This window comes from Flavobacterium pectinovorum, assembly GCF_006438875.1.
GTDB classification, from domain to species: Bacteria; Bacteroidota; Bacteroidia; order Flavobacteriales; family Flavobacteriaceae; genus Flavobacterium; species Flavobacterium pectinovorum_A.
The window spans coordinates 204238-224022 of record NZ_RCZH01000001.1 but is presented as its reverse complement, the minus strand read 5'-3'; the positions used below and the strand labels follow the sequence as shown (position 1 = coordinate 224022).

Genomic DNA, 19785 nt, shown 5'->3' with positions numbered 1-19785 from the left:
TTAATCAAAAAAAAAGAAAAAAATATGTCAATTACAACAGAATCAGAATTGGTTGGAATGAAAAAGGCAAGCGAAGCCGTTGCCTATGCATTGAAGGAAATGAGAAACTTTGCCCAACCTGGTATAACAACAAAAGAGCTAGACGATTTTGGTGGGCAAATCCTTAACGATTTAGGAGCAAAATCAGCACCATATTTAACTTATGGGTTTCCAGGATGGACTTGTATTAGTGTAAATAATGAATTTTGCCACGGAATCCCTTCTGAAAAGAGAATACTTAATGAAGGCGACTTAATTAATATTGATGTTTCGGCAGAGCTTGATGGATTTTGGTCAGACAACGGAGGCTCATTTGTTATTGGAACAGATGTAAACCAACATCAAAAATTGGTTGAAGCTTCAAAACAAATTTTACAAAAAGCAATCTATAGTATCAAAGGCGGAGTTCGGATTTCTGATATCGGATTTTTAATTGAAACAGAAGCAAAGAAAAAAGGTTACAAAGTCATCAAGAATTTAACCGGACACGGTATAGGAAGAAGTCTTCACGAAGCACCGCATGAAATAGCAAATTACAGAGATAAATTTAATCTGACCAGATTCAAGAAAAATTCTGTTGTGGCTATTGAAACCTTTATCGCAACGACTTCTACTTATGCAGAAACTTTACAAGATGGCTGGACAATGGTTGGAAACAAAGGCGGTTTTATGGCACAACATGAACATACTATTGTTGTAACTGACGGTAAACCGATTATATTAACAGAGATGAATGAAATCTGGAATTAATAGAACGGTCCTTAAATATAAAAACCCCTCTAAAGCAAAATAATGCTTAGAGGGGTTTATTTTTCTAATCCTAATCGTCTCGACAAAGATTAGATTCATGTTGCGGAGTTACTTGCGAAGATTTCTCTCCCGAAGCCTCGGGATCGAAATGACAAGATTGTGTTTATACCTTGTTATTTTAAAAAAAATTATGGTCCAAAAAGCTTAACTTAATGACATTGCGCGATCCCGATCCCGAAGCGTCGGGACGGGACGGTATTAAAACCTGTCGGGTTTGAAGTACGTATCTCGAAATGAATATTGGATTTACTTTACAGAGTTTCGTGTGTGATTTCTCGTTCCTGGAAATGACAAAATAGTCCACTCTAACTGAAAAAGATAAGGTAATCTCAAGACTTCGGGATTAATCCATTGAAAAATAATAAAAAAATAAAGTTTTTTTTCTTTACCAAAATCATTAACTTGTATATAATTACTGCGCTATATAGGATTAATCTTGTTTTTTTAAATATGGATATTTCTTTATTTTTTCAGAACAATTTATATGTAGCGAACCTAAAGTATTTTTTTTCTAACACCTAAAAATGGATTTATTATGCGAGTATCAGTCATTCGAAAAAATATAATATTTACCCCAGATTCCAAAAGAGTTGTTGCCCGATATTTTATGAATGGTGATGAACGAACCCAACAAATGGTCTTACGCATAATGATGCTGGACGAAAGACAAGTCCTCGAAACCTTAGAACAGACTCTTCGCGAATTTGCCAGACGTCATCGAAATATTTCCGCTATATTTTTTAAACATTGCGAACGAATAAGACCTTTAATAGAAGCAATAAAAATTGATTATGAAGCCATGTCTTTGGATCGAAAAATGCTGATAGGTTCTTATTGTACAATGGAATATGCTATAGAATCTGCGGCTATTTTTAATCCCTCAATTGTAGAAGATTTTGATCAATCGGGTTTAGAAGAAGGAGAAAAACGTGTTATTATTTCGTTTAGGGCGACGGGCGAAGGTCATATTTCATCCATTGTTTTTAGAAGAGGAATTTTGGACCGAAATAACAACCTGCAAGTCATGAAAATTGGTCATAATATCGATAAAGCCGAGATTATGCATAAAACTTTTTTCAATAAAGAACGATTTTCATCAAAATTGTCCGAAATGCACACGCAGGACAAATACATAACCCAGATTATGCAGGAGCTGCCCAATGAATTTGAGTATGCTGTACTAAAAAATATGGTTGATACAGCCTTAAGCGATCCGTCAATTCGGGAAGAAAGAAGAACGGCGCTGAGCGAGATAATGTGGTTGGCCAAATCATTTTATGACTTAGAATTCAAGCACGATTCTGATATTACAGAACGTGTTATATTTCCAATATCCGAATCTGAGAGCCGAGGTATCGAAGATGCTCGTTTTGTTCGTTTTGTCGATGATGATGATTCTTCTCGTGTTATGGCAACCTATACGGCCTATAATGGACATACGATACTCCCTAAACTTATTTCTACCGAAGATTTTTACACCTTTAGAGTAATGCCTTTGCACGGAATTGGTGCTCAAAATAAAAATCTGGCTTTATTCCCAAAAAAAATAAAAGGGAAATTTGCCATGCTCGCCAGAATTGATGGTGTTAACAATTATATCATGTATTCTGACAGAGTCACACAATGGAATAATCCTGTACTACTTCAGGAACCCCGTTATACCTGGGAGTTTACACAAATAGGAAATTGCGGTTCACCACTTTGGACTGAAGAAGGCTGGCTCGTTATTACCCACGGTGTTGGTACAATGAGACGCTATTGCATAGGTGCGTCATTATTTGATCTCGACGATCCAACCAAAGAAATTGGCAGACTTACAGAACCATTGCTTTCACCGCTGGAAGACGAGCGAGAAGGTTATGTCCCGAATGTAGTATATTCCTGTGGTGCAATAATTCACAACAATAGTTTAATCTTGCCTTATGCCGTATCTGACTACTCTTCTACATATGCTATTGTGGATATGGTAGAATTATTAGATGCTTTGAAGAAAAGTAAGTAGCACTGTAAATCAAAAAATTGAAGCTACAACTTTTTGCATAGCTCCAGATTTACTTGCAGTTTTTAAATGAAATTAGGAATCGGCTTTAGCCAAAATATATTGTTATTTGGCTAAAGCCTTTTTTATATAAATTCTTCAATCTCCAGCTAAAGCTCAATGTCATTAAGGAAAAAATCCATTGGCAATTTGTTTTTGTTCCATCGGAACATTTCATGGTAGTTCAATAAATACGGTATTTTTTCACGTTCCGCAGGAACGTTTGATTTTATAAATAATAATTGTTAAAAACAGATACAGATTACGTATACAATTCTCAAACGTCCCAATGGGACGATGTTTCTCTTGATGCATTTTTTTTTCTACCGATGAGATGTTCCGATGGAACAAAATCTAAAATATCTTAACTTATAATGGAGCAATTTGTTTTTGTTCCATCGGAACATTTCATCGGTAACCCAATAAATACGGTGTTTTTTTACGTTCCGTAGGAACGTTTGATTTTATAAATAATAATTGTTAAAAACAGATACAGATTACGTAGACAATTTCTCAAACGTCCCAATGGGACGATGTTTCTCTTGATGCATTTTTTTCTACCGATGAGATGTTCCGATGGAACAAAATCTAAAATATCTTAACTTAATGACATTGCGCTAAAGCTGGAGGCTATTCAAAAATGAGAATATTTTAGCAATTCATAATTTTAAAGAAAACAACTTAATAACGTAAACTAATATTTTTCTATCTTTATATAAATTATTTATAAAGATGACCATACAACAGTTAAAATATATTGTAGCCTTAGACGAAGAACGCCATTTTGCACGCGCTGCCGAAACTTGTATGGTTACACAACCCGGACTAACGATTCAGTTAAAAAATCTGGAAGAAGAAATCGGAATTAAAATTTTTGATCGAAATAAAGTCCCCTTAACCCCTACTTTACTGGGAACTGAAATTATAAATCGTGCCAAAAAAATTCTTCGGGAAGCTGATGAAATCAGGGATTTTATTGTCAATGAGAAAAATAAACTTGAAGGAGAAGTCAAAATCGGAATAATTTCGACATTATCGCCTTATCTGATTCCGCTTTTTATAAAAGCGATGAAAATAGCAACGCCAAAAATGCAATTTATCATAAAGGAAGCCAATACAGGTCAGCTTATGAATGATGTCATGACAGGCGCACTTGATGTGGCAATTATGGCAACACCAACGGGAAATCCGCATTTAATTGAACATCCCGTTTTCAAAGAACCTTTTGTTGCTTACCTAAATACGGTGCATCCAATGGCGGCAGAATCTCACTATGAATTACAACCGTCAGACAAAACCGAATTGCTTTTGCTGCATCATGAATATTGCTACAATGCGCAGTTATTGGATATTTGCGACATTAAAAATCCAGGAAAAATTAAGGATCAGTTTAGTTATGATATCAGCTCGATTGAAACTTTAAAAAATCTGGTAAGAGCACAATTAGGATTTGCCATTATACCGGAACTTTCGATGATTAACGAAGTGGAAACAGGACTTTTTAAGCATTTTAAAGAACCAAAACCTGTGCGTGAAATTAGTCTTGTGGTATCAGATACTTTTTCGAAAAAATTATTACTCGAAAAAATGAATGAAGCAATTTGGAATTGCCTTCCGGAATCCTTGCAGCAAAATTTTGCCTATCGAAAAATAAGATGGAACGATTCGCCTTATTTTATTAAGGCAACGACAAGATAAATTAGATAAAAATTAAATAATGCTATAAGCATAGAAAGAAACTAATTAGAAAAATCCGTTTTTATCAGCGTTTTCGCTTTAGCGAATTAGTAAAATCAGCGTCTAATTTTGACGCGGATAAAACAGATTTACTTCGTAAAAACGCGGATAAAAACGGATTTGATCTGCAATAATTTTATTTTCTAAAAGCTTAACTTAATGACATTACCCAGGGGACGTTTGGTAAATTTAGAAACATATATTATTTATTGTTGTTATTCAAACGTTCCTACGGAACGTAAAAAAAACACGCTTTTATTAGTCTACCGATGAGATGTTCCGATGGAACAAAAACTAATTTTATTACAATTCATATTTTCTACCAATGTTTAATGTCTAAAAGCACAAATTATTGAATTCCATCAACCATACAAAAGTTAGAACCCTCTATTTTGTGCCGTTAGGTACTACATGTTGGTAGCACATTCGATTCATAATTCACAGGCGTGCCGTAGGTACGCAACACAACGATGCCATTGCGTACCTACGGCACGCTAATTTTATAACCATTCATATCTTCTACCAACATTTAGTACCTAACGGCACAAACTATTGAATTCTATAAATCATAAAAAAAACCGAAATCCTCAAGAGAATTTCGGCTTTTTTATTAGTAAAAGGTTTGTATTATTTTGCGCTTAAATCTTTGGCTGCACCAATAATTACATTCGCAACTGCTTCAGGCTGCGACATAAAAACACAGTGGCTTCCTTTTATTTCAACAGCTTTAGTTTTAGAACGTTTGTACATTGCACGTTCAATAGAAGGATCGATACTTTTATCTTGCGTTGCAATAATTCCATAAGCCGGTTTATCTCTCCATGCTGCTTTTGTCACAGGTGTTCCAAATCCTTTGGCATAAAAAGCACCCTGTGAGGCATACATAAATGCAGCTTCTTCTTTGCTTATGTCAGCACAAAATCCTGCATGAAATTTAGCCTGATCATAATAAACAATACCTTTATCGTTTGGAGGTAAAACGCCATTTTCAGGTGCAGGAGGTGCAGTTTGCAACCATTGTACAGTATTCTCTCCGTTATCGGGCTGAAAAGCTGCTACATAAACCAATCCAACAACTTTAGGGTGATTTCCTGCTTCAGTAATTACAGTTCCACCCCAGGAATGTCCTACCAAAATTGTTGGTCCGTCCTGATTGTCAAGAACAACCTTTGTTGCGGCTACATCATCTTCAAGAGAACTTAACGGATTTTGAACAATCGTTACTTTATATCCTTTTTTAGAAAGTACATCATATAATTTTCTCCATCCGGAACCATCAGCGAATGCTCCGTGTACCAAAACTACATTTTTTACTTTTGTTGGTGCTGTTTGTGCGTTTGCATTTGTTCCCAATAAAACGCTCATAATTAATGCTGCAGACAGGAATAAACGATTCCATTGTCTTTTTAAAATTGCTGTTTTCATTTTTTTATTTTTTAAGATGTTAATTCAATTTATTTGTAGTTGTTAGAAACTAATTAAGATAATAAGGTTGTTTTTAAAACAATTTCTGTGTTAAGCAATTTTGAAATCGGACAGATTTCTTTTGCTTTTTGAGCTGATTTTTCGAAATCTTCAACTGAAATTCCGGGAACTGAACCTGTAAGTTCCAGCGTAATTAATGTAATTGTACCATCTTCAAAAGTTACTTTGGCAACTGTATTTAAATCTTCCGGTACAAAACCTGCTTCTGATAATAAAAAGCTCAATTGCATTGTAAAACATCCTGCATGTGCAGCAGCGATCAGTTCTTCAGGATTTGTTCCTACTCCTTCTGCAAAACGGGTTTTAAAAGATAATTGTGCGTTGTTCAATGTTGTACTTTGTGTTGTAATGGTTCCGTTTCCTTCCATTCCTGTACCTTTCCAGTTTGCGTTTGCGTTTCTTGTAAATTTCATGATTAAAGTTTTTAATGTTATAAATTTTTAATTTTCAAATAATTGTTCTGATTTGATGAGACAAATGTATGGCGGTTATCTTCATTAATCAAATTGATAATTTTGTATCATTATAAATTAAATTTATAATCTTGGTTTTAATTTTTAATAATAACCCGTCTTATATGGTTCTGCCCTTATAATTGTTTTTTAAATGTCCACACTTCTATTTTCCAATCATTTTATAGCCAACATATATGCCACGATCAAAATGCCTTATAAACCAGTTCTTTCGATCTGATTCTTCTCTAACAATTGTCGTATTTCGCTATACTATCTTAAGGATTAATGATATCTCGTCATACTTGAAATAAACAATAGCAGGTTTGGTATGAAATAGTACTTCAATTAAACTTTCTTTATAAAACATTACTAATCAAAATTTTAGTAACTTTAAAATGCAATACCAAAAAGTATTCTGCTAAGCAAAAACCGATTTTATTTGAGAATTAATTTCTGCTAAAGGCAATAAATACGCATCATTAAATGTTATCTACATAGGCATTAAGCAATTTTTAATGCTTTAAATCAATTAAAGAAGTATGAAAAGAATATTGTTTATAATTATAATAACAGGGTTTTCTCTGCACGGATATGCGCAAAAAGAAGTAAATGGTAAATACAAACCAATTCCTGCCAACAATTCTGAGATTAAAGAAAACTTGCCGCCAGAAACTCCGCCACCTACAGATTTGCCTCCGGTAAAAGAGCCAACGGTTTTAAAAATCAATCCTGATGATCTCTATAAAAATAATAGTCTGTATAAACCGGAAGCCAATGTTGAAGGTATCTTTTACAGAAGAAATGAGTATTTAGGAGGTTTTGTAACCAACACAACGGTTTCTACAATTCGTTATCGTGATGCTGCGTTTGTAGATGGCGATAAAATCAGAGTTTATCTCAATGATAAAGTCATTGAAAAAGAAGTAGGTTTAAATGGTGATTTTCAAGGTTTTAAAATAACTCTTGTAAAAGGAATGAATAAAATTGATTTTGAAGCTTTGAACGAAGGTTCTGCTTCGCCAAATACAGCTGAATTTCAGGTTTATGATGATAAAGGTGCTGTAATCAAAGCCAGCCAATGGAACGTTGGTACAGGTTATAAAGCAACAATTATATTGTATAAAGAGTAAAATCAGGAAATTCTAATAAACAACAAACCCGACAGTTTTTAAAAACTTGTCGGGTTTGTTGTTACGGGTACTTTTGTCGTTTATATTATCCCTTGTTCGGGATGACAAGATTGTGATTATGCATTGCGAAAGATGGATTAAAATCCATCCCTACAATATATTTTGTTCCTCGGGAACTGTTTAGGAAGTGACAAACCCGACAGGTTTTAAAAACTTCGCGGGTTTACTAACTTGAAACCTGAAACTTTAAACTTTTAACGTTTTTTGACCGCAATAAAACTCAAATTTATGGTAAGTTTAAATCTTTAAAACCTGAAACTTCTGTCGAAACTTCTCCTAACCAACCCGCTTCAGCACGGTTAGAATTATACACTTTTACAAAATCTATACCTTTCAGTTTTACGGATTCTCCTTTCGCATTTACCGCCCAATTAATATCGATTTGCGCTTTGTCATCTGCATCTGACCAGTTATCTGCATAACCCCAATCATATGCCGGGCAAACCCAGTAAGTTCCAGTTCCTGATTGATCAAATGCATTCGATTGTAAATATGCTCCCTTAAAAGTGATCGTATTTCCTTTCCATAAGGGATAAAAAGGCTGACCGTGAAAAGGATTTTTAGAAACATATCCCGTTTTCCCCTGATTATCTGTCCAACGAATATAATTTGGCTCACTTGGGTCTTCCGGCTCTGTAGCTGGTTTGTAATAGGTTAATTCATAATTTTTAATTGTAGTTGGCTTTACGTGCTCAGAACCGGCGATTTCAAACCATTCATCATCTGGTTTTCCATTACCATTAGCATCGTAAGAAACCATTATAATCCCGGGTTCTGCCCAATTTGGAAAAGCATTTCCAAGTACAATAAAATCATTTCCTTCTTTATTTATAACGGTATGATCAAATCCCATGACAACATACCCGCCATATCCTCCCAGACTAATCATGCTGTCATCTGTTGTAATAGCTTTTTGAGCTTTTGCACGCATTGTCTCATCTGTATCTCCCGCAACATATTCCGGTAAACCATTTGTAAATTGTCCCGGTGCAGGAAAGAAATCAAATACATTTTTTATTCCGTTAAAATAAGCTTTGGCACTCACAATAACTGTAAATGTCTTGTTGCTTTCTCCAGCCGCATTTTTAGCTTTAAATTCAATGTTGTAAGTTCCCGCAGTTGCAAATACATAAGATAAATCAGTAGTTGTAGACACTTCCTGACCATTCACCAACCATTTGTAAGTACTCACGGTTTCGCTTTCTACTTGAGGTTTAACTCTAAACCACTGCATTATATCTGTCGCGAAACCAATTGCGGGAATAGTTATTGCAATTTTTGGAGGCGTTGCCACAGCATCATCATCTTTAGAACATCCTGCCAAAAACAGGATCATAGACAAGGCAAATAAAATTTTCTTCATTCTTCTTTTTTTAATTTAATGGTTATTTATTTAATGGTTGTTTTCTTGTATTTAAAGGCAAAATGCGCCGGAATATCTCCTGTAATAACTTTAAACTTTGTAACTCCGTCTTTATCTACACAGTAAAGTTTACCTGGCGAAACATAATCTCCGGCATCTGTTATGTAAACATTTAATGAAAACGGATCTACAGCAAGTCCGTAAGGAGTTTTAATTTCGTCGCTGACTGTTTTAGGCAAAAAACTTCCTTCGAGCAAAATCTCTTTTTTGACATCGATCATAGAATAGTTTATTTTCCATTTGAAAGTAACATAACTAAATTCTGATCCAATGATGTAGGCTTTATCGCCAACGATACTAATATTAGAACAAGCAATATCAAAGGTTTTCTTGATCTTATCCGTTTTAGTATCAATCACAAAAAGTTTTGACGGAGTATCATAATAATCCCCGCGAGAACTTACATAAATGTCGCCATCAGCATCGGCTTTAAGCCTGTGAAGGTTGATCGCAACATCAATATCTTTAATCTTTGTAAAGGTTTTTAAGTCAATTACAGAAACTGTTCTCTCGTAGTTTGGAGGACTATATCCACCAGAATTTGCGATATATAATTTGTCTCCTACAACCGCCATTTCCTCCGGTTGACGTCCCACTTTTACGGTTCTTGTAATTTTAAGTGATGTCGTATCAATTTCGGCAACAAAACCATTTGGAGAATTTTCGCCCAATTGTACTTCACCATCATAAGCACTTGCATAAGCTTTTCCGTTTGCAAAAGTTACATAACGACAATTTTTCACATCAATAACCTTAAGACGTTTAGTTGTCGCAGCATCCATAACTTCGACCTTGTTTGAGTTATTGATTACCGCATAAACTTTTGATCCGTAAATCCCAATATCGTTCCCAACATCGCCCAAACCTAAAGTAGCTTCGGGATTTGCCTGACCGTAAACATTTCGTCTGTAACTCCCGGATTTATAGTCATAATAGTCTAATGACGATTTGTTCATATTCATATTACCTTCATTAAGAAGATAAAATCCTTCTACAGTCGTAGCCGTTTCCGGAGGTAAAACCACAACCTCTTCAGGAATAATGGGATCGTCTTCCTGACACGACTGAAAGCCTATAGCGACTAAAACCAATAAGATCAAAAACTTGAAATTTGTTTTCATAACAGAAAATTTAATTATTAGAATCTTTTACATTAAAAATTTACAGACATACTCAAACGATAATTCCTCCCGGGCATCGGAAAATTCAAAACCACATCATAATACTGATTGAATATATTGTTTACCTCCGCTCCTATTTTTGTTGGAAGTTTTAAGAATTTTCCATCCCAGATCAAAGCCATATCACTCGTGTACCAAGGCTTTACAAAATTTACCGGAATATTTGCTTTCTGGCTGTAGCGTTCTCCGGTATAAATAAAACTATAGTTCAGCTGCCAGTTTTTCCAGCTTATAGACGAAGTTGCCGTGCCGCTGTTCATCGGCGTATACGGAATCTGATCACCATAAGTAGTACCTTTTGGCGTCACATCGATTGCTTTCTGATACGTATAACTTAAACCCAAATCCAGAAATATTTGCTCGGGAAATCGGAATACGAAGTTGGTATTAAGTTCGAAACCCGTTATATCTACTTCGCCAAGATTCATCATTGTCCATCTAAATAAATTGGCAGATGGCATGGCGACAATTTTATCTTTTACGTGATTGTAGTAAACATCAGCCTGAAAAGAAGCTGATTGTAAAAACTTTTTTGGTTCAATAATATAAGTTGATCCAAAATCGTATTGTGTAGTAAATTCAGGTTTTAAAGAGCTGTTTCCTATAAAAGTGTAATACAAATCATTGAAAGTCGGCATTCTGAAAGATTCTTTGTAAAATGCCCTGACTCTGAAATTTTTAGTATCAAATGGCTGATAAGAAGCCGATATAACCGGGCAAAAAACATGCTGACTATCTCCTTGCTGATAATATTTAACCTGTTCATCTACATAAGCGCCTAAAAAATTTGCCTGAATATCAAGTCTTGACCAATGCATTTCTGTAGACAATGCGCCCAGATAAGAATATCGCGTTGGATACGGAAATCGGTATAAATTGGCATCAAGCTTATTGATCGAAAAATCGGTTGCAAGAGATACTTTCCACCATTCCTTAATCGTGTATTGATTGACAACAGAAGCGTAAAATTCGTTTTGATAATATTTATTATCCAGCGCACCTTGCAGCGTTTTATAATCCGGATCGATGTAACGGTTGTAATCTCTGCTGAATTTTAGATTGGCGAGCAATTCGTATTTCTTAGAAAATGAATTCTGATAAGAACCGTGTACAAAGAAATTCCTGTCCCATTGTCGCTGCACATATTCATATTTATTGGCTAAAATCGCTCCCGGAAGTCCACGTTCTGAATCGTAATAATACGTTTTTAGCGAAGCCTGACCAGTTCCTAGTTTTGCATGCAGCGCTAATTCACTTCTTAAAGCTTCGATATCGCCATTTTGACGAACTGCTGTTGTATCGTAACCGTTCGTCTTCTGATATCTGTACTTGTATTTTCCATCGGCTTTAAGCCAATCTGCACTTGCTGTAAGAGAGAAAGTAGAAGATATTTTTTGCTGATAAAGAAAAGAAGGATTAAAAAGTCCGAAAGAACCGGTTTTTACCGAAGTTCTGATTTTAGTCGTTTTTCCCGATGAAAAATCAGGGACTTTGGTTTTTAAGAAAAGTGTATTTGAAGAGAAAAAACCTCGCGCAGGCTGAAAAATGGTAGACTTTTGCCCGTTATACAATTCAATGGCTTCAATGTTGTCCAGTGAATATTTCCCCAGATCTACTTGACCGTTTTGCGCATTTCCTACACTCATTCCATCATAAAAAACTGCGGTATGCGCGCTTCCTAAACTTCTAACGTTTATGGTTTTTAAACCGCCAATTCCGCCATAATCTTTCAATTGCACGCCAGAAAAATAACGTACAGCATCTGCTACAGAAAGACTGTTTAGTTTTTCAAGCTGTTTACCGGACAAGATTTGTACAGGCATTGGAGATTCAACCTTAAATTCACGTTTGCTTGTGGTTACAATAACCTCATTCAATTGGTGTTTTTTTAAAGAATCTGACTCCTTATTATTCTTTGGAAGATTATTCTGTGCATAAATCGGATTCCAAAATAAAATCCATAAAAGCAGAAACAATCCACCATGTTTTAGGCAAAAACGCCTATTTTCACATAAGTGCATAGCAAAATACTCTATTTAACTAAATAGTTGTTAACGGTAAAATCGAAATCAAATGTTAGTTTGATATTTGTGTTTCTCCCAAAACTCTGGTCCCCGAGAGCTTGAAATTATGTGCAGTGGCAGGTCTCCTGACTTATTCCCATTTTGATCAGCCTTCCCACATTTGAAAAAAATGCAGTGGCAAAAGATTCGATTTCAAAAGCTTAAAAAAGCCGTTGAATCAGTCAAAATGTTGCATGGAATTTTACAGTAACGGGCTTGTTCAGGATTTGCACCTGATTCCCTCTTCGTCAGCTAAACTCGAAAAGAATAGCTAAACCATTGCGAGCGCAAAGATACATAAACACTTTAGTTAATGTCTAATTTCTTAAAAAAAACAAAAAATTATAGATAATGACCTGTTTTAACTGGTAATTAGAAAAAATATCTTGTAGAAATTATATATTGATAATGCAAATAAAATCCGTTTTTATCCGCGTTTTTACGAAGTAAATCTGTTTTATCCGCGTCAAAATTAGACGCTGATTTTACTGATTCGCTAAAGCGAAAACGCTGATAAAAACGGATTTTTATAATTGCTTTCTTGATTAAACCGTTAAACCTTGGTAGACTTTTACGACGTTTTACGATAATTAAGAATCGCGGCAAAATTTAATACAATTGCAAAACCAATTATAATCAGAATATGTTTTGAAATATCCCTGAAACCGCTTCCTTTGATAATCACCATTCGCATGACATCTATAAAATAACTTATGGGATTAAATTTTGAAACCGTTTTTGCCCAATCCGGCATACTGTCAATTGGTGTAAACAAACCGCCCATTAGAACAAATATCATCACAAAGAAAAACATGATTAACATTGCTTGTTGCTGGGTTTCACAAATGGTCGAGATCAATAAACCAAAACCTAAAATTGCCAATAAATAAACGCACACAAAAGCATATAAAACCAATAGATTGCCTAGCGGAATTATGCCATAAAACAACCATCCAACCAATAATCCTAAGGTAAAGACAACATTACCCAGAATCCAGAACGGAATTAATTTCCCTAGTATAAAATGATATTTTTTAACAGGAGAAACATTAATTTGCTCAATTGTTCCGGCTTCTTTTTCTTTTACAATATTCAACGCCGATAAAAATCCACCCACAAGTGTTACCAAAATAGCCAAGATTCCCGGAACCATATACAATCTATAATTCAAGTGCGGATTGTACCAGTTTGAAGATGTAATTTCTATTTGCGGAATTGGATTAAAAGTCCCTTTAGGATTATTCTTTACTCGCAAATTATTGTTATAATCTCTTATAATATCGGCAATATATCCGGCGCCTAAGCCTGCTTTAGTTCCGTTAATGGCATTCACGCCAATAAAAAGCTGTTGGTGATTTTCGCGTATTAAATCTTGTTCAAAACCTCTTGGAATTTCCAGAATTAAATCGGCATGATCCTCTTCAACCTGAGTAAAAGCTTGTTTATAGGAGTCGTTATAACTGCGAAGTTTAAAATATCCGGAAGCAACAACTTTATTAATTAAATCTCTCGAATAATCAGATCGATCATTGTCTACTACAGCCAGATTGATGTTTTTGATTTCATAATTGGCAGCAAGCGGCAAAACAATAAGCTGAATAACCGGCATTACAATTATCACCGCCAATATAGCGCGATTGCGGAATATTTGCTTGAATTCTTTGATGAGCAAAAATTTTATAATTCTCATTACAATCGTATTTTAAAGCTTTTAAGGCTAATTATCAATAAGAAAACAGTAATTCCAAAGAGAATCAGAGTTTCCTTCCATATATATGAAAATCCTAATCCTTTGATCATAATTCCTTTTACGATGATATAATACCATTTTGAAGGAACGATGTTCGAAAACCATTGCAAAGGAACCGGCATATTTTCTATGGGAAACATAAAACCGCTAAAAAGCAGCGTTGGCAAAAGCATTCCTAATAACGAAATCAACATTGCAGTTTGTTGGGAATCTGTTTTTACCGAAATAAAGATTCCTAACGTTAAACAGGTTATAATAAACAAGGTACTTTCGGCAAAAAGCAAGAAAATATTTCCCGCAATAGGAAGATCAAGCACAAAAACACTCAATAACAAGATAGAAATTACATTTACCATCGAAAGTAAAAGATATGGAACTGCTTTTGAGAGTATCACCATAAGAGGTTTAAAGGGCGAAACCAAAAGGATTTCCATTGTTCCTGTTTCTTTTTCTTTCACAATAGAAATTGCCGTCATCATTACGCAAACAAGCATTAGAACCAAAGCCATAACACCGGGAACAAAATTAGGCGCACCTTTTAATTGTGGATTATACAACATCTTTACTTCCGGCTTGATTTGATATGGAACCGGACTATTTTCGTTCATCTGTGCCTGATAATCGCTTATTATCGATGATACATAATTGGTTAATGTTGTCGCATTATTAGGGTCCGAAGCATCTGCAATAACCTGAATCTGTGCTTTATTCTGATGTAATAACTGATTATTGAATCCTTCCGGAAATACAATTGCCATTTTTATTTCCCCGGTTCTAAATGCCGCTTCGAGTTCCTTGCTTCCGCTAAGACTTTTTGTGATTTCAAAATAACGGCTCGCTTCGATTTTAGTTATGATTTCCTGTGAAGCCATATCTTTAGCATAATCCACTACAACAATTTGTGAATTTTTCACTTCGTTTGTCAACGCAAAACCAAAAATCAGGATTTGCACAATGGGCATTCCAAAGAGAATGAATAATGTTTTTTTGTCGCGCAGTACGTGCAAAAATTCCTTCCTTACAAATGTTAGAAACTGTTTCATATTTTATATTAACGTATTATCAGTAATTCATTAAAATTGTCATTCTAACACATAGAACATAGATTTTATGTGTAAAAAAGGGTACAAAAAGAAACAAATTTCTATCACATAGTCCCGATCCCAATCCCGAAGCGTCGGGACGGGACGGGATGCATTTAAAATAAATGAAATGCCTTTTTTAGGTTTGCAAAATCTATATTTCTATGTATTAAAATCATTTACACCCAATGTTTTTTTATATTATTCCCCACGTTTTGCTTCTCTGGCAAGATGATAAAATACCTCGTCCATTGTCGAAACATTAAACTGCTTTTTCAAATTGGTTGGCGTATCTAGTGCTTCTACCCTTCCATCGACCATTATCGAAACTCTGTTGCAATATTCTGCTTCGTCCATATAATGTGTCGTTACAAAAACGGTAATTCCGTTTCCTGAGGCTTCATAAATTAAATCCCAAAATTGTCTACGAGTAACAGGATCAACGCCTCCGGTAGGCTCGTCGAGAAATACAATTTCCGGTTTATGAATAATGGCAGTCGAAAATGCCAATTTCTGTTTCCATCCCAACGGAAGCGAACCTACTCTTTTATTCGCCTGATCTTCCATGCCCAATTGTTTCAATAATGAAGCACTATTTTCTTTAATAGATTTATCTGAAAGCCCATAAATTCCGGCAAAAAAAGTAATGTTTTCCTGCACCGTCAAATCATCATACAACGAGAATTTCTGACTCATATACCCAATATTTTTCTTTATTTTCTCTGTTTCTTTATACACATTAAATCCGGCAATTGTCGCTTCTCCGGATGTTGGAATCGATAATCCGCACAACATTCTCATTGCAGTGGTTTTCCCCGCACCATTTGCTCCAAGAAAACCGAAAATCTCTCCTTTTTCTACGTCAAACGTGATGGAATCTACAGCTGTAAAATCTCCAAATCGTTTTGTTAATGCGTTACATGAAATTACATTTTCGTTCATAAAATTGGTTTTAAATCGTTGGGGCGTATTTTGTCAATCGTATATAATTGTATTGTCCCTACGGGACAATACAATTATATTTCATTTCTTTTTCTACCAACAGATAACTCCTAACGGAGTATTTTTTTGATTTTCGATCACATATTTGTGACCTATAAAACTGATACATTTATCGTTTTTATATCTTTTGCCAACATATTTGACTCCTAAAAGTATATCTCGGAGAGATTATATATTGGCAGAAACTCCTAACGGAGTATTTTTTTTAATTTTTTATTACATATTTAATTCCTACAAGTATATCTCGGAGAGATTATCTGTTGGTAGAAAAATTATTACGCCGCTCCAAAATATTTGTCCCGTAGGGACTACACCTACACACAAAGCTTCCATAATCTTGTCATTCCTGTAAAATAAATTGCTAATCTTTGTCGAGTTACTCGCGGAGATCCCTCGTTCCTCGGGATGACAAAAATGCGCATACTAACTCAAAAGCTTAATAAAACTATCCTCAATCGTCACATCTGCCTCTTTTATCTCAATGTTTTTAATTCCTTTACTTTCGAGAAACAGCTTTAAACCTGCTTTATCAGGATTTCCTTTGAAAGAAAAATGAGCAAATTCTCCAAATGCATAACTCGCAAGTCGGTCTGGATATAGTTTCAAAGCCTGCAAAAGCGGATACATTTCGGCAGCTTTTACTGCAAAAAGTGCATCGGGATAATTACCAATTATATTTTTGGGAGTATCTATCGACAGTATTTTTCCATCCTGAATCAGGGCAATTCTGTCGCAAAGATTGGCTTCATCCATATATGGCGTTGATACGATAATGGTAATATCCTGCTGTTTTAGTTTCTTGAGCATTTCCCAAAATTCTTTTCTTGAAACAGGATCAACTCCGGTTGTAGGTTCGTCCAGAAAAAGCACATTTGGTTTGTGAATCAATGCGCAGCACAAAGCTAGTTTTTGTTTCATTCCGCCTGATAATTTCCCGGCTCTTCGGGTTTTAAAAGGTTCAATCTGAATGTAAATATCTTTTATCAAATCGTAATTTTCTTCGATCGTTGTTCCGAATAATGTCGCGAAAAAGTTCAGATTTTCTTCGACAGTCAAATCCTGATACAACGAGAATTTCCCAGGCATATAGCCTATTGTATTTCGGATAGCTTTAAAATCTTTTACCACATCAAGACCGCCAACTGTAGCTGAACCCTGGTCTGCAAGCAAAAGGGTGGTCAGAATCCTAAAAATACTGGTTTTGCCCGCTCCATCAGGACCAATCAAACCAAAAAGCTCGCCTTTGTTTACTGAAAAAGAAACATCGTTTACTGCTATCTTTTTTTCCTTGCCGTAGGTTTTGACAATATTTTTTACAACAACGGATTCCATTATTTCGAAAGTTTTATTTCGCCATACATTCCAATTTTAAGATAACCTTCATTTTTGACTCTAACCTTTACGGCATAAACCAAATTGGCACGTTCGTCTTTTGTCTGGATTGTTTTTGGTGTAAACTCTGCTTTATCGCTAATCCATTCAACAACACCTTCATATTCTTTATAGGTTTTGTCTGTGGCATCAACAAAAACTTTCACTTTATCGTTCAGTTTAACCGTTGGCAATTGATCTCCGGTAATATAAACCCTCAAAATTATAGTTGACAAATCTGCGATTTTATATAATGGTTTACCAATTGTTGCCATTTCACCAACCTCAGCATATTTTGTCAATACCGTTCCCGTGGTTTTGTTTACGATTTTAGATTTTGATAATTGATCTTTTATCTGATTTATTTGCACTTTCAAAGTTTGCGTTTCATCATCAATTCCGGTTGTACTAATATTCAGTTGGGTTTGCAAAGCGTTTATTTGCTTTTGAATCACGGCAACTTTTGTTGTGGCGTCATCAAGTTGCTTTCTCGTTGCAGCATCAGCTTTTACGAGATTTTGCATGCGTTGCTGATCGATTTTCGCCTGACGCAATTCTTCTCTGTACACATCCAACTGCGAGTTGATATCCGGTTTTTTGCTTTGTGTGGCTTTAATTTGTGCCAATAATTGATCTCGCTTAAGCGAAAGTTGAATCGTATCGATATAACCTACAACCTGACCTTCCTTTAAGGCATTCCCTTCCTCAACTTTGAGTTCTTTGATAATTCCGCCAGCTTCTGCCGGAATAATAGTTTCTACGGCTTCAAAAGTTCCTGTGGCATCAAATTCATTCTTATTATCAGAACATGATATTGCGAATGCTGCTATTGTTATGAATAGTATTCTTTTCATCTTTATAATTAATTACCGGTTATTAATTTTTGTCTGTATTTGGCCAAAAGCAAATCTGTTTCGTGGATTATTTTATTTTGCGCCGCCGTATTTTCCTCGTTTACATCACGCAGATAATCACTTGAATCAATTACACCATTTTCTAATTGTGCCAAAGCTGCTTTTTTTACATTGTTTCTAAGCGCTATGATTTCAGTATCAGAAATAAGGTATTCTTCCAGTTTCGTGATTTCGGCATTTTGCTGTTTTACAGATTGATTTGTATTAAAAAGGAAAACTTCCTTATCGACTTCGAGTTGTTCTTTGTTAATATCGATAATCTGCTTTTGTTTTTTATCGGTATAAAGTCCCGTTAAAGACCAATTAAGCCTAACGCCGCCAATATAATATCCTTTCCAGCCTTCTTCAAGCATATTTAGTCCGGGATTTCCCATACCGCCTTGGACAAAAAAATTAAACTTGGGTAAATTCTGTATTTCGATTGTTTTTTTGCCGAGTTCCAAACTTTCATTTCGATAACTAAAAAGCGCCAGTTCAGGACGTTTTATCTCTGTTAAATTAACAACATTTGCAGGAGTTTCCAGTTGTGTGTCCGAAGCCAGTTCTGAATTAATAAAAAGTCCGAGCATATCTAAATATGATTTTCTGTAATTGCGAATCCCAATGGCGATTTGATCTGCTTTGAGATATTCTGCTTTAAGCAAATCCAGACTGCTTCTAAAAGCCGTTCCATTTGTAAGTTGTGCCTGAACAGTTTTCATTCCGATGTTAATATCATTTTTAAGCAAATCATTCTGGCGAAGCTGTTCTTCAAAAACAAGAATTCCGAAATAAAGTTCCGTAATGCGTTGTTTTACGGCATACAAATCAACTTTGAGTTGCTGTTCCGAAACTTTCGTTTGTTTTTCAACAAGTTCTTTCTGTTGTTTCAAAGCACCTCCATCATAAATAAGCTGATTCACTTCCGCGTAAGCGCGATATTGATCGTTCTTTAAAATAGGCACTTCAAGACCCGGAAGCCGAACGGGTAATTTTGTCACATCTGACTGATAAGTTGCCTGTCCAAAAATGTCAAACTTAGGATAATATCCTTTTGCAATATTATCAATTGTGTATTCGCTGCTTTTGGCAATCAAATCTCTTTTTTTAGATAACGGGTAATTTTCTTCTGCCAGTGCATAACAATCTTCAAGTTTTAAAATCTTGCGTTCTTGTTGTGCATAAAACTGTAATACAGGAAAAATAACCAGTACAATAACTAATAACCTTTTCATACTCAATTTTTTAATATTTAATATTTCGTTT

15 protein-coding genes and 1 riboswitch are annotated in these 19785 nt (G+C 35.1%); of the genes, 4 read left to right on the top strand and 11 right to left on the bottom strand.

The window, feature by feature from the left end; translation table 11 throughout:
• The first annotated feature begins 24 nt into the window (after positions 1 to 24).
• The 3 genes from map to EAH81_RS00940 all read left to right on the top strand — a co-directional run bounded on the left by map (position 25) and on the right by EAH81_RS00940 (position 4585).
• Complete coding sequence (gene map / locus EAH81_RS00950) at positions 25 to 789, top strand: type I methionyl aminopeptidase (RefSeq protein ID WP_140502711.1); 765 nt, start codon at positions 25 to 27, stop codon at positions 787 to 789.
• A gap of 595 nt (positions 790 to 1384) precedes the next feature.
• Complete coding sequence (locus tag EAH81_RS00945) at positions 1385 to 2851, top strand: glycoside hydrolase family 130 protein (RefSeq protein ID WP_140502706.1); 1467 nt, start codon at positions 1385 to 1387, stop codon at positions 2849 to 2851.
• A 768-nt stretch (positions 2852 to 3619) separates the two neighbouring features.
• The gene (locus tag EAH81_RS00940) at positions 3620 to 4585 is read left to right on the top strand and encodes a hydrogen peroxide-inducible genes activator (protein WP_140502701.1); all 966 of its coding nucleotides are present in this window, start codon (positions 3620 to 3622) and stop codon (positions 4583 to 4585) included.
• Positions 4586 to 5251: 666 nt separating this feature from the next.
• Here EAH81_RS00940 and EAH81_RS00935 read toward each other — a convergent pair.
• Positions 5252 to 6049 carry an alpha/beta hydrolase gene (locus tag EAH81_RS00935; RefSeq protein WP_140502696.1) on the bottom strand — a complete coding sequence of 266 codons (798 nt, stop codon included), beginning with the start codon at positions 6047 to 6049 and terminating at the stop codon, positions 5252 to 5254.
• Between the two features lie 53 nt (positions 6050 to 6102).
• Positions 6103 to 6522 (bottom strand): OsmC family protein, encoded by a 420-nt coding sequence (locus EAH81_RS00930; RefSeq protein ID WP_140502691.1) that lies wholly within the window; start codon positions 6520 to 6522, stop codon positions 6103 to 6105.
• 581 nt (positions 6523 to 7103) lie between these two features.
• Between EAH81_RS00930 and EAH81_RS00925 the strand changes: the two genes are divergently transcribed.
• Entirely contained in the window at positions 7104 to 7694 is a 591-nt protein-coding gene (locus tag EAH81_RS00925) for a hypothetical protein (protein WP_140502686.1), read from the top strand.
• A 286-nt stretch (positions 7695 to 7980) separates the two neighbouring features.
• Here EAH81_RS00925 and EAH81_RS00920 read toward each other — a convergent pair whose 3' ends face one another.
• From EAH81_RS00920 to EAH81_RS00880, 9 genes are all read right to left on the bottom strand, one after another.
• The gene (locus EAH81_RS00920; protein WP_241676483.1) at positions 7981 to 9117 is read right to left on the bottom strand and encodes a PKD-like domain-containing protein; all 1137 of its coding nucleotides are present in this window, start codon (positions 9115 to 9117) and stop codon (positions 7981 to 7983) included.
• Between the two features lie 26 nt (positions 9118 to 9143).
• The gene (locus tag EAH81_RS00915) at positions 9144 to 10298 is read right to left on the bottom strand and encodes a YncE family protein (protein WP_140502676.1); all 1155 of its coding nucleotides are present in this window, start codon (positions 10296 to 10298) and stop codon (positions 9144 to 9146) included.
• Positions 10299 to 10330: 32 nt separating this feature from the next.
• Complete coding sequence (locus EAH81_RS00910) at positions 10331 to 12379, bottom strand: TonB-dependent receptor plug domain-containing protein (RefSeq protein WP_140502670.1); 2049 nt, start codon at positions 12377 to 12379, stop codon at positions 10331 to 10333.
• Positions 12380 to 12479: 100 nt separating this feature from the next.
• A riboswitch (cobalamin riboswitch) is annotated at positions 12480 to 12717 on the bottom strand.
• A 275-nt stretch (positions 12718 to 12992) separates the two neighbouring features.
• Positions 12993 to 14111, bottom strand: a complete 1119-nt coding sequence (locus EAH81_RS00905; RefSeq protein WP_140502665.1) for an ABC transporter permease — start codon at positions 14109 to 14111, stop codon at positions 12993 to 12995.
• On the bottom strand, positions 14111 to 15214 hold the full coding sequence (locus EAH81_RS00900; RefSeq protein WP_140502659.1) for an ABC transporter permease: 1104 nt from the start codon (positions 15212 to 15214) through the stop codon (positions 14111 to 14113). Before EAH81_RS00900 ends, EAH81_RS00905 begins: the two co-directional genes overlap by 1 nt.
• A gap of 240 nt (positions 15215 to 15454) precedes the next feature.
• The gene (locus EAH81_RS00895; RefSeq protein WP_140502654.1) at positions 15455 to 16195 is read right to left on the bottom strand and encodes an ABC transporter ATP-binding protein; all 741 of its coding nucleotides are present in this window, start codon (positions 16193 to 16195) and stop codon (positions 15455 to 15457) included.
• A 483-nt stretch (positions 16196 to 16678) separates the two neighbouring features.
• Complete coding sequence (locus EAH81_RS00890; protein WP_140502649.1) at positions 16679 to 17587, bottom strand: ABC transporter ATP-binding protein; 909 nt, start codon at positions 17585 to 17587, stop codon at positions 16679 to 16681.
• Positions 17587 to 18480, bottom strand: coding sequence for an HlyD family secretion protein (locus EAH81_RS00885; RefSeq protein WP_194150808.1), 894 nt, complete (start codon positions 18478 to 18480; stop codon positions 17587 to 17589). Before EAH81_RS00885 ends, EAH81_RS00890 begins: the two co-directional genes overlap by 1 nt.
• An 8-nt stretch (positions 18481 to 18488) precedes the next feature.
• Complete coding sequence (locus EAH81_RS00880) at positions 18489 to 19754, bottom strand: TolC family protein (RefSeq protein WP_140502639.1); 1266 nt, start codon at positions 19752 to 19754, stop codon at positions 18489 to 18491.
• Positions 19755 to 19785 lie beyond the last annotated feature (31 nt).

Bases quoted from the DNA above. Each gene is read 5' to 3' on its own strand.
- EAH81_RS00920 (WP_241676483.1), bottom strand. From the start codon at position 9,117: ATGAAGAAAATTTTATTTGCCTTGTCTATGATCCTGTTTTTGGCAGGA.
- EAH81_RS00930 (WP_140502691.1), bottom strand. From the start codon at position 6,522: ATGAAATTTACAAGAAACGCAAACGCAAACTGGAAAGGTACAGGAATG.
- EAH81_RS00935 (WP_140502696.1), bottom strand. From the start codon at position 6,049: ATGAAAACAGCAATTTTAAAAAGACAATGGAATCGTTTATTCCTGTCT.
- EAH81_RS00945 (WP_140502706.1), top strand. From the start codon at position 1,385: ATGCGAGTATCAGTCATTCGAAAAAATATAATATTTACCCCAGATTCC.
- EAH81_RS00905 (WP_140502665.1), bottom strand. From the start codon at position 14,111: ATGAGAATTATAAAATTTTTGCTCATCAAAGAATTCAAGCAAATATTC.
- EAH81_RS00925 (WP_140502686.1), top strand. From the start codon at position 7,104: ATGAAAAGAATATTGTTTATAATTATAATAACAGGGTTTTCTCTGCAC.
- EAH81_RS00880 (WP_140502639.1), bottom strand. From the start codon at position 19,754: ATGAAAAGGTTATTAGTTATTGTACTGGTTATTTTTCCTGTATTACAG.
- EAH81_RS00940 (WP_140502701.1), top strand. From the start codon at position 3,620: ATGACCATACAACAGTTAAAATATATTGTAGCCTTAGACGAAGAACGC.
- EAH81_RS00915 (WP_140502676.1), bottom strand. From the start codon at position 10,298: ATGAAAACAAATTTCAAGTTTTTGATCTTATTGGTTTTAGTCGCTATA.
- map (WP_140502711.1), top strand. From the start codon at position 25: ATGTCAATTACAACAGAATCAGAATTGGTTGGAATGAAAAAGGCAAGC.
- EAH81_RS00895 (WP_140502654.1), bottom strand. From the start codon at position 16,195: ATGAACGAAAATGTAATTTCATGTAACGCATTAACAAAACGATTTGGA.
- EAH81_RS00910 (WP_140502670.1), bottom strand. From the start codon at position 12,379: ATGCACTTATGTGAAAATAGGCGTTTTTGCCTAAAACATGGTGGATTG.
- EAH81_RS00900 (WP_140502659.1), bottom strand. From the start codon at position 15,214: ATGAAACAGTTTCTAACATTTGTAAGGAAGGAATTTTTGCACGTACTG.
- EAH81_RS00890 (WP_140502649.1), bottom strand. From the start codon at position 17,587: ATGGAATCCGTTGTTGTAAAAAATATTGTCAAAACCTACGGCAAGGAA.
- EAH81_RS00885 (WP_194150808.1), bottom strand. From the start codon at position 18,480: ATGAAAAGAATACTATTCATAACAATAGCAGCATTCGCAATATCATGT.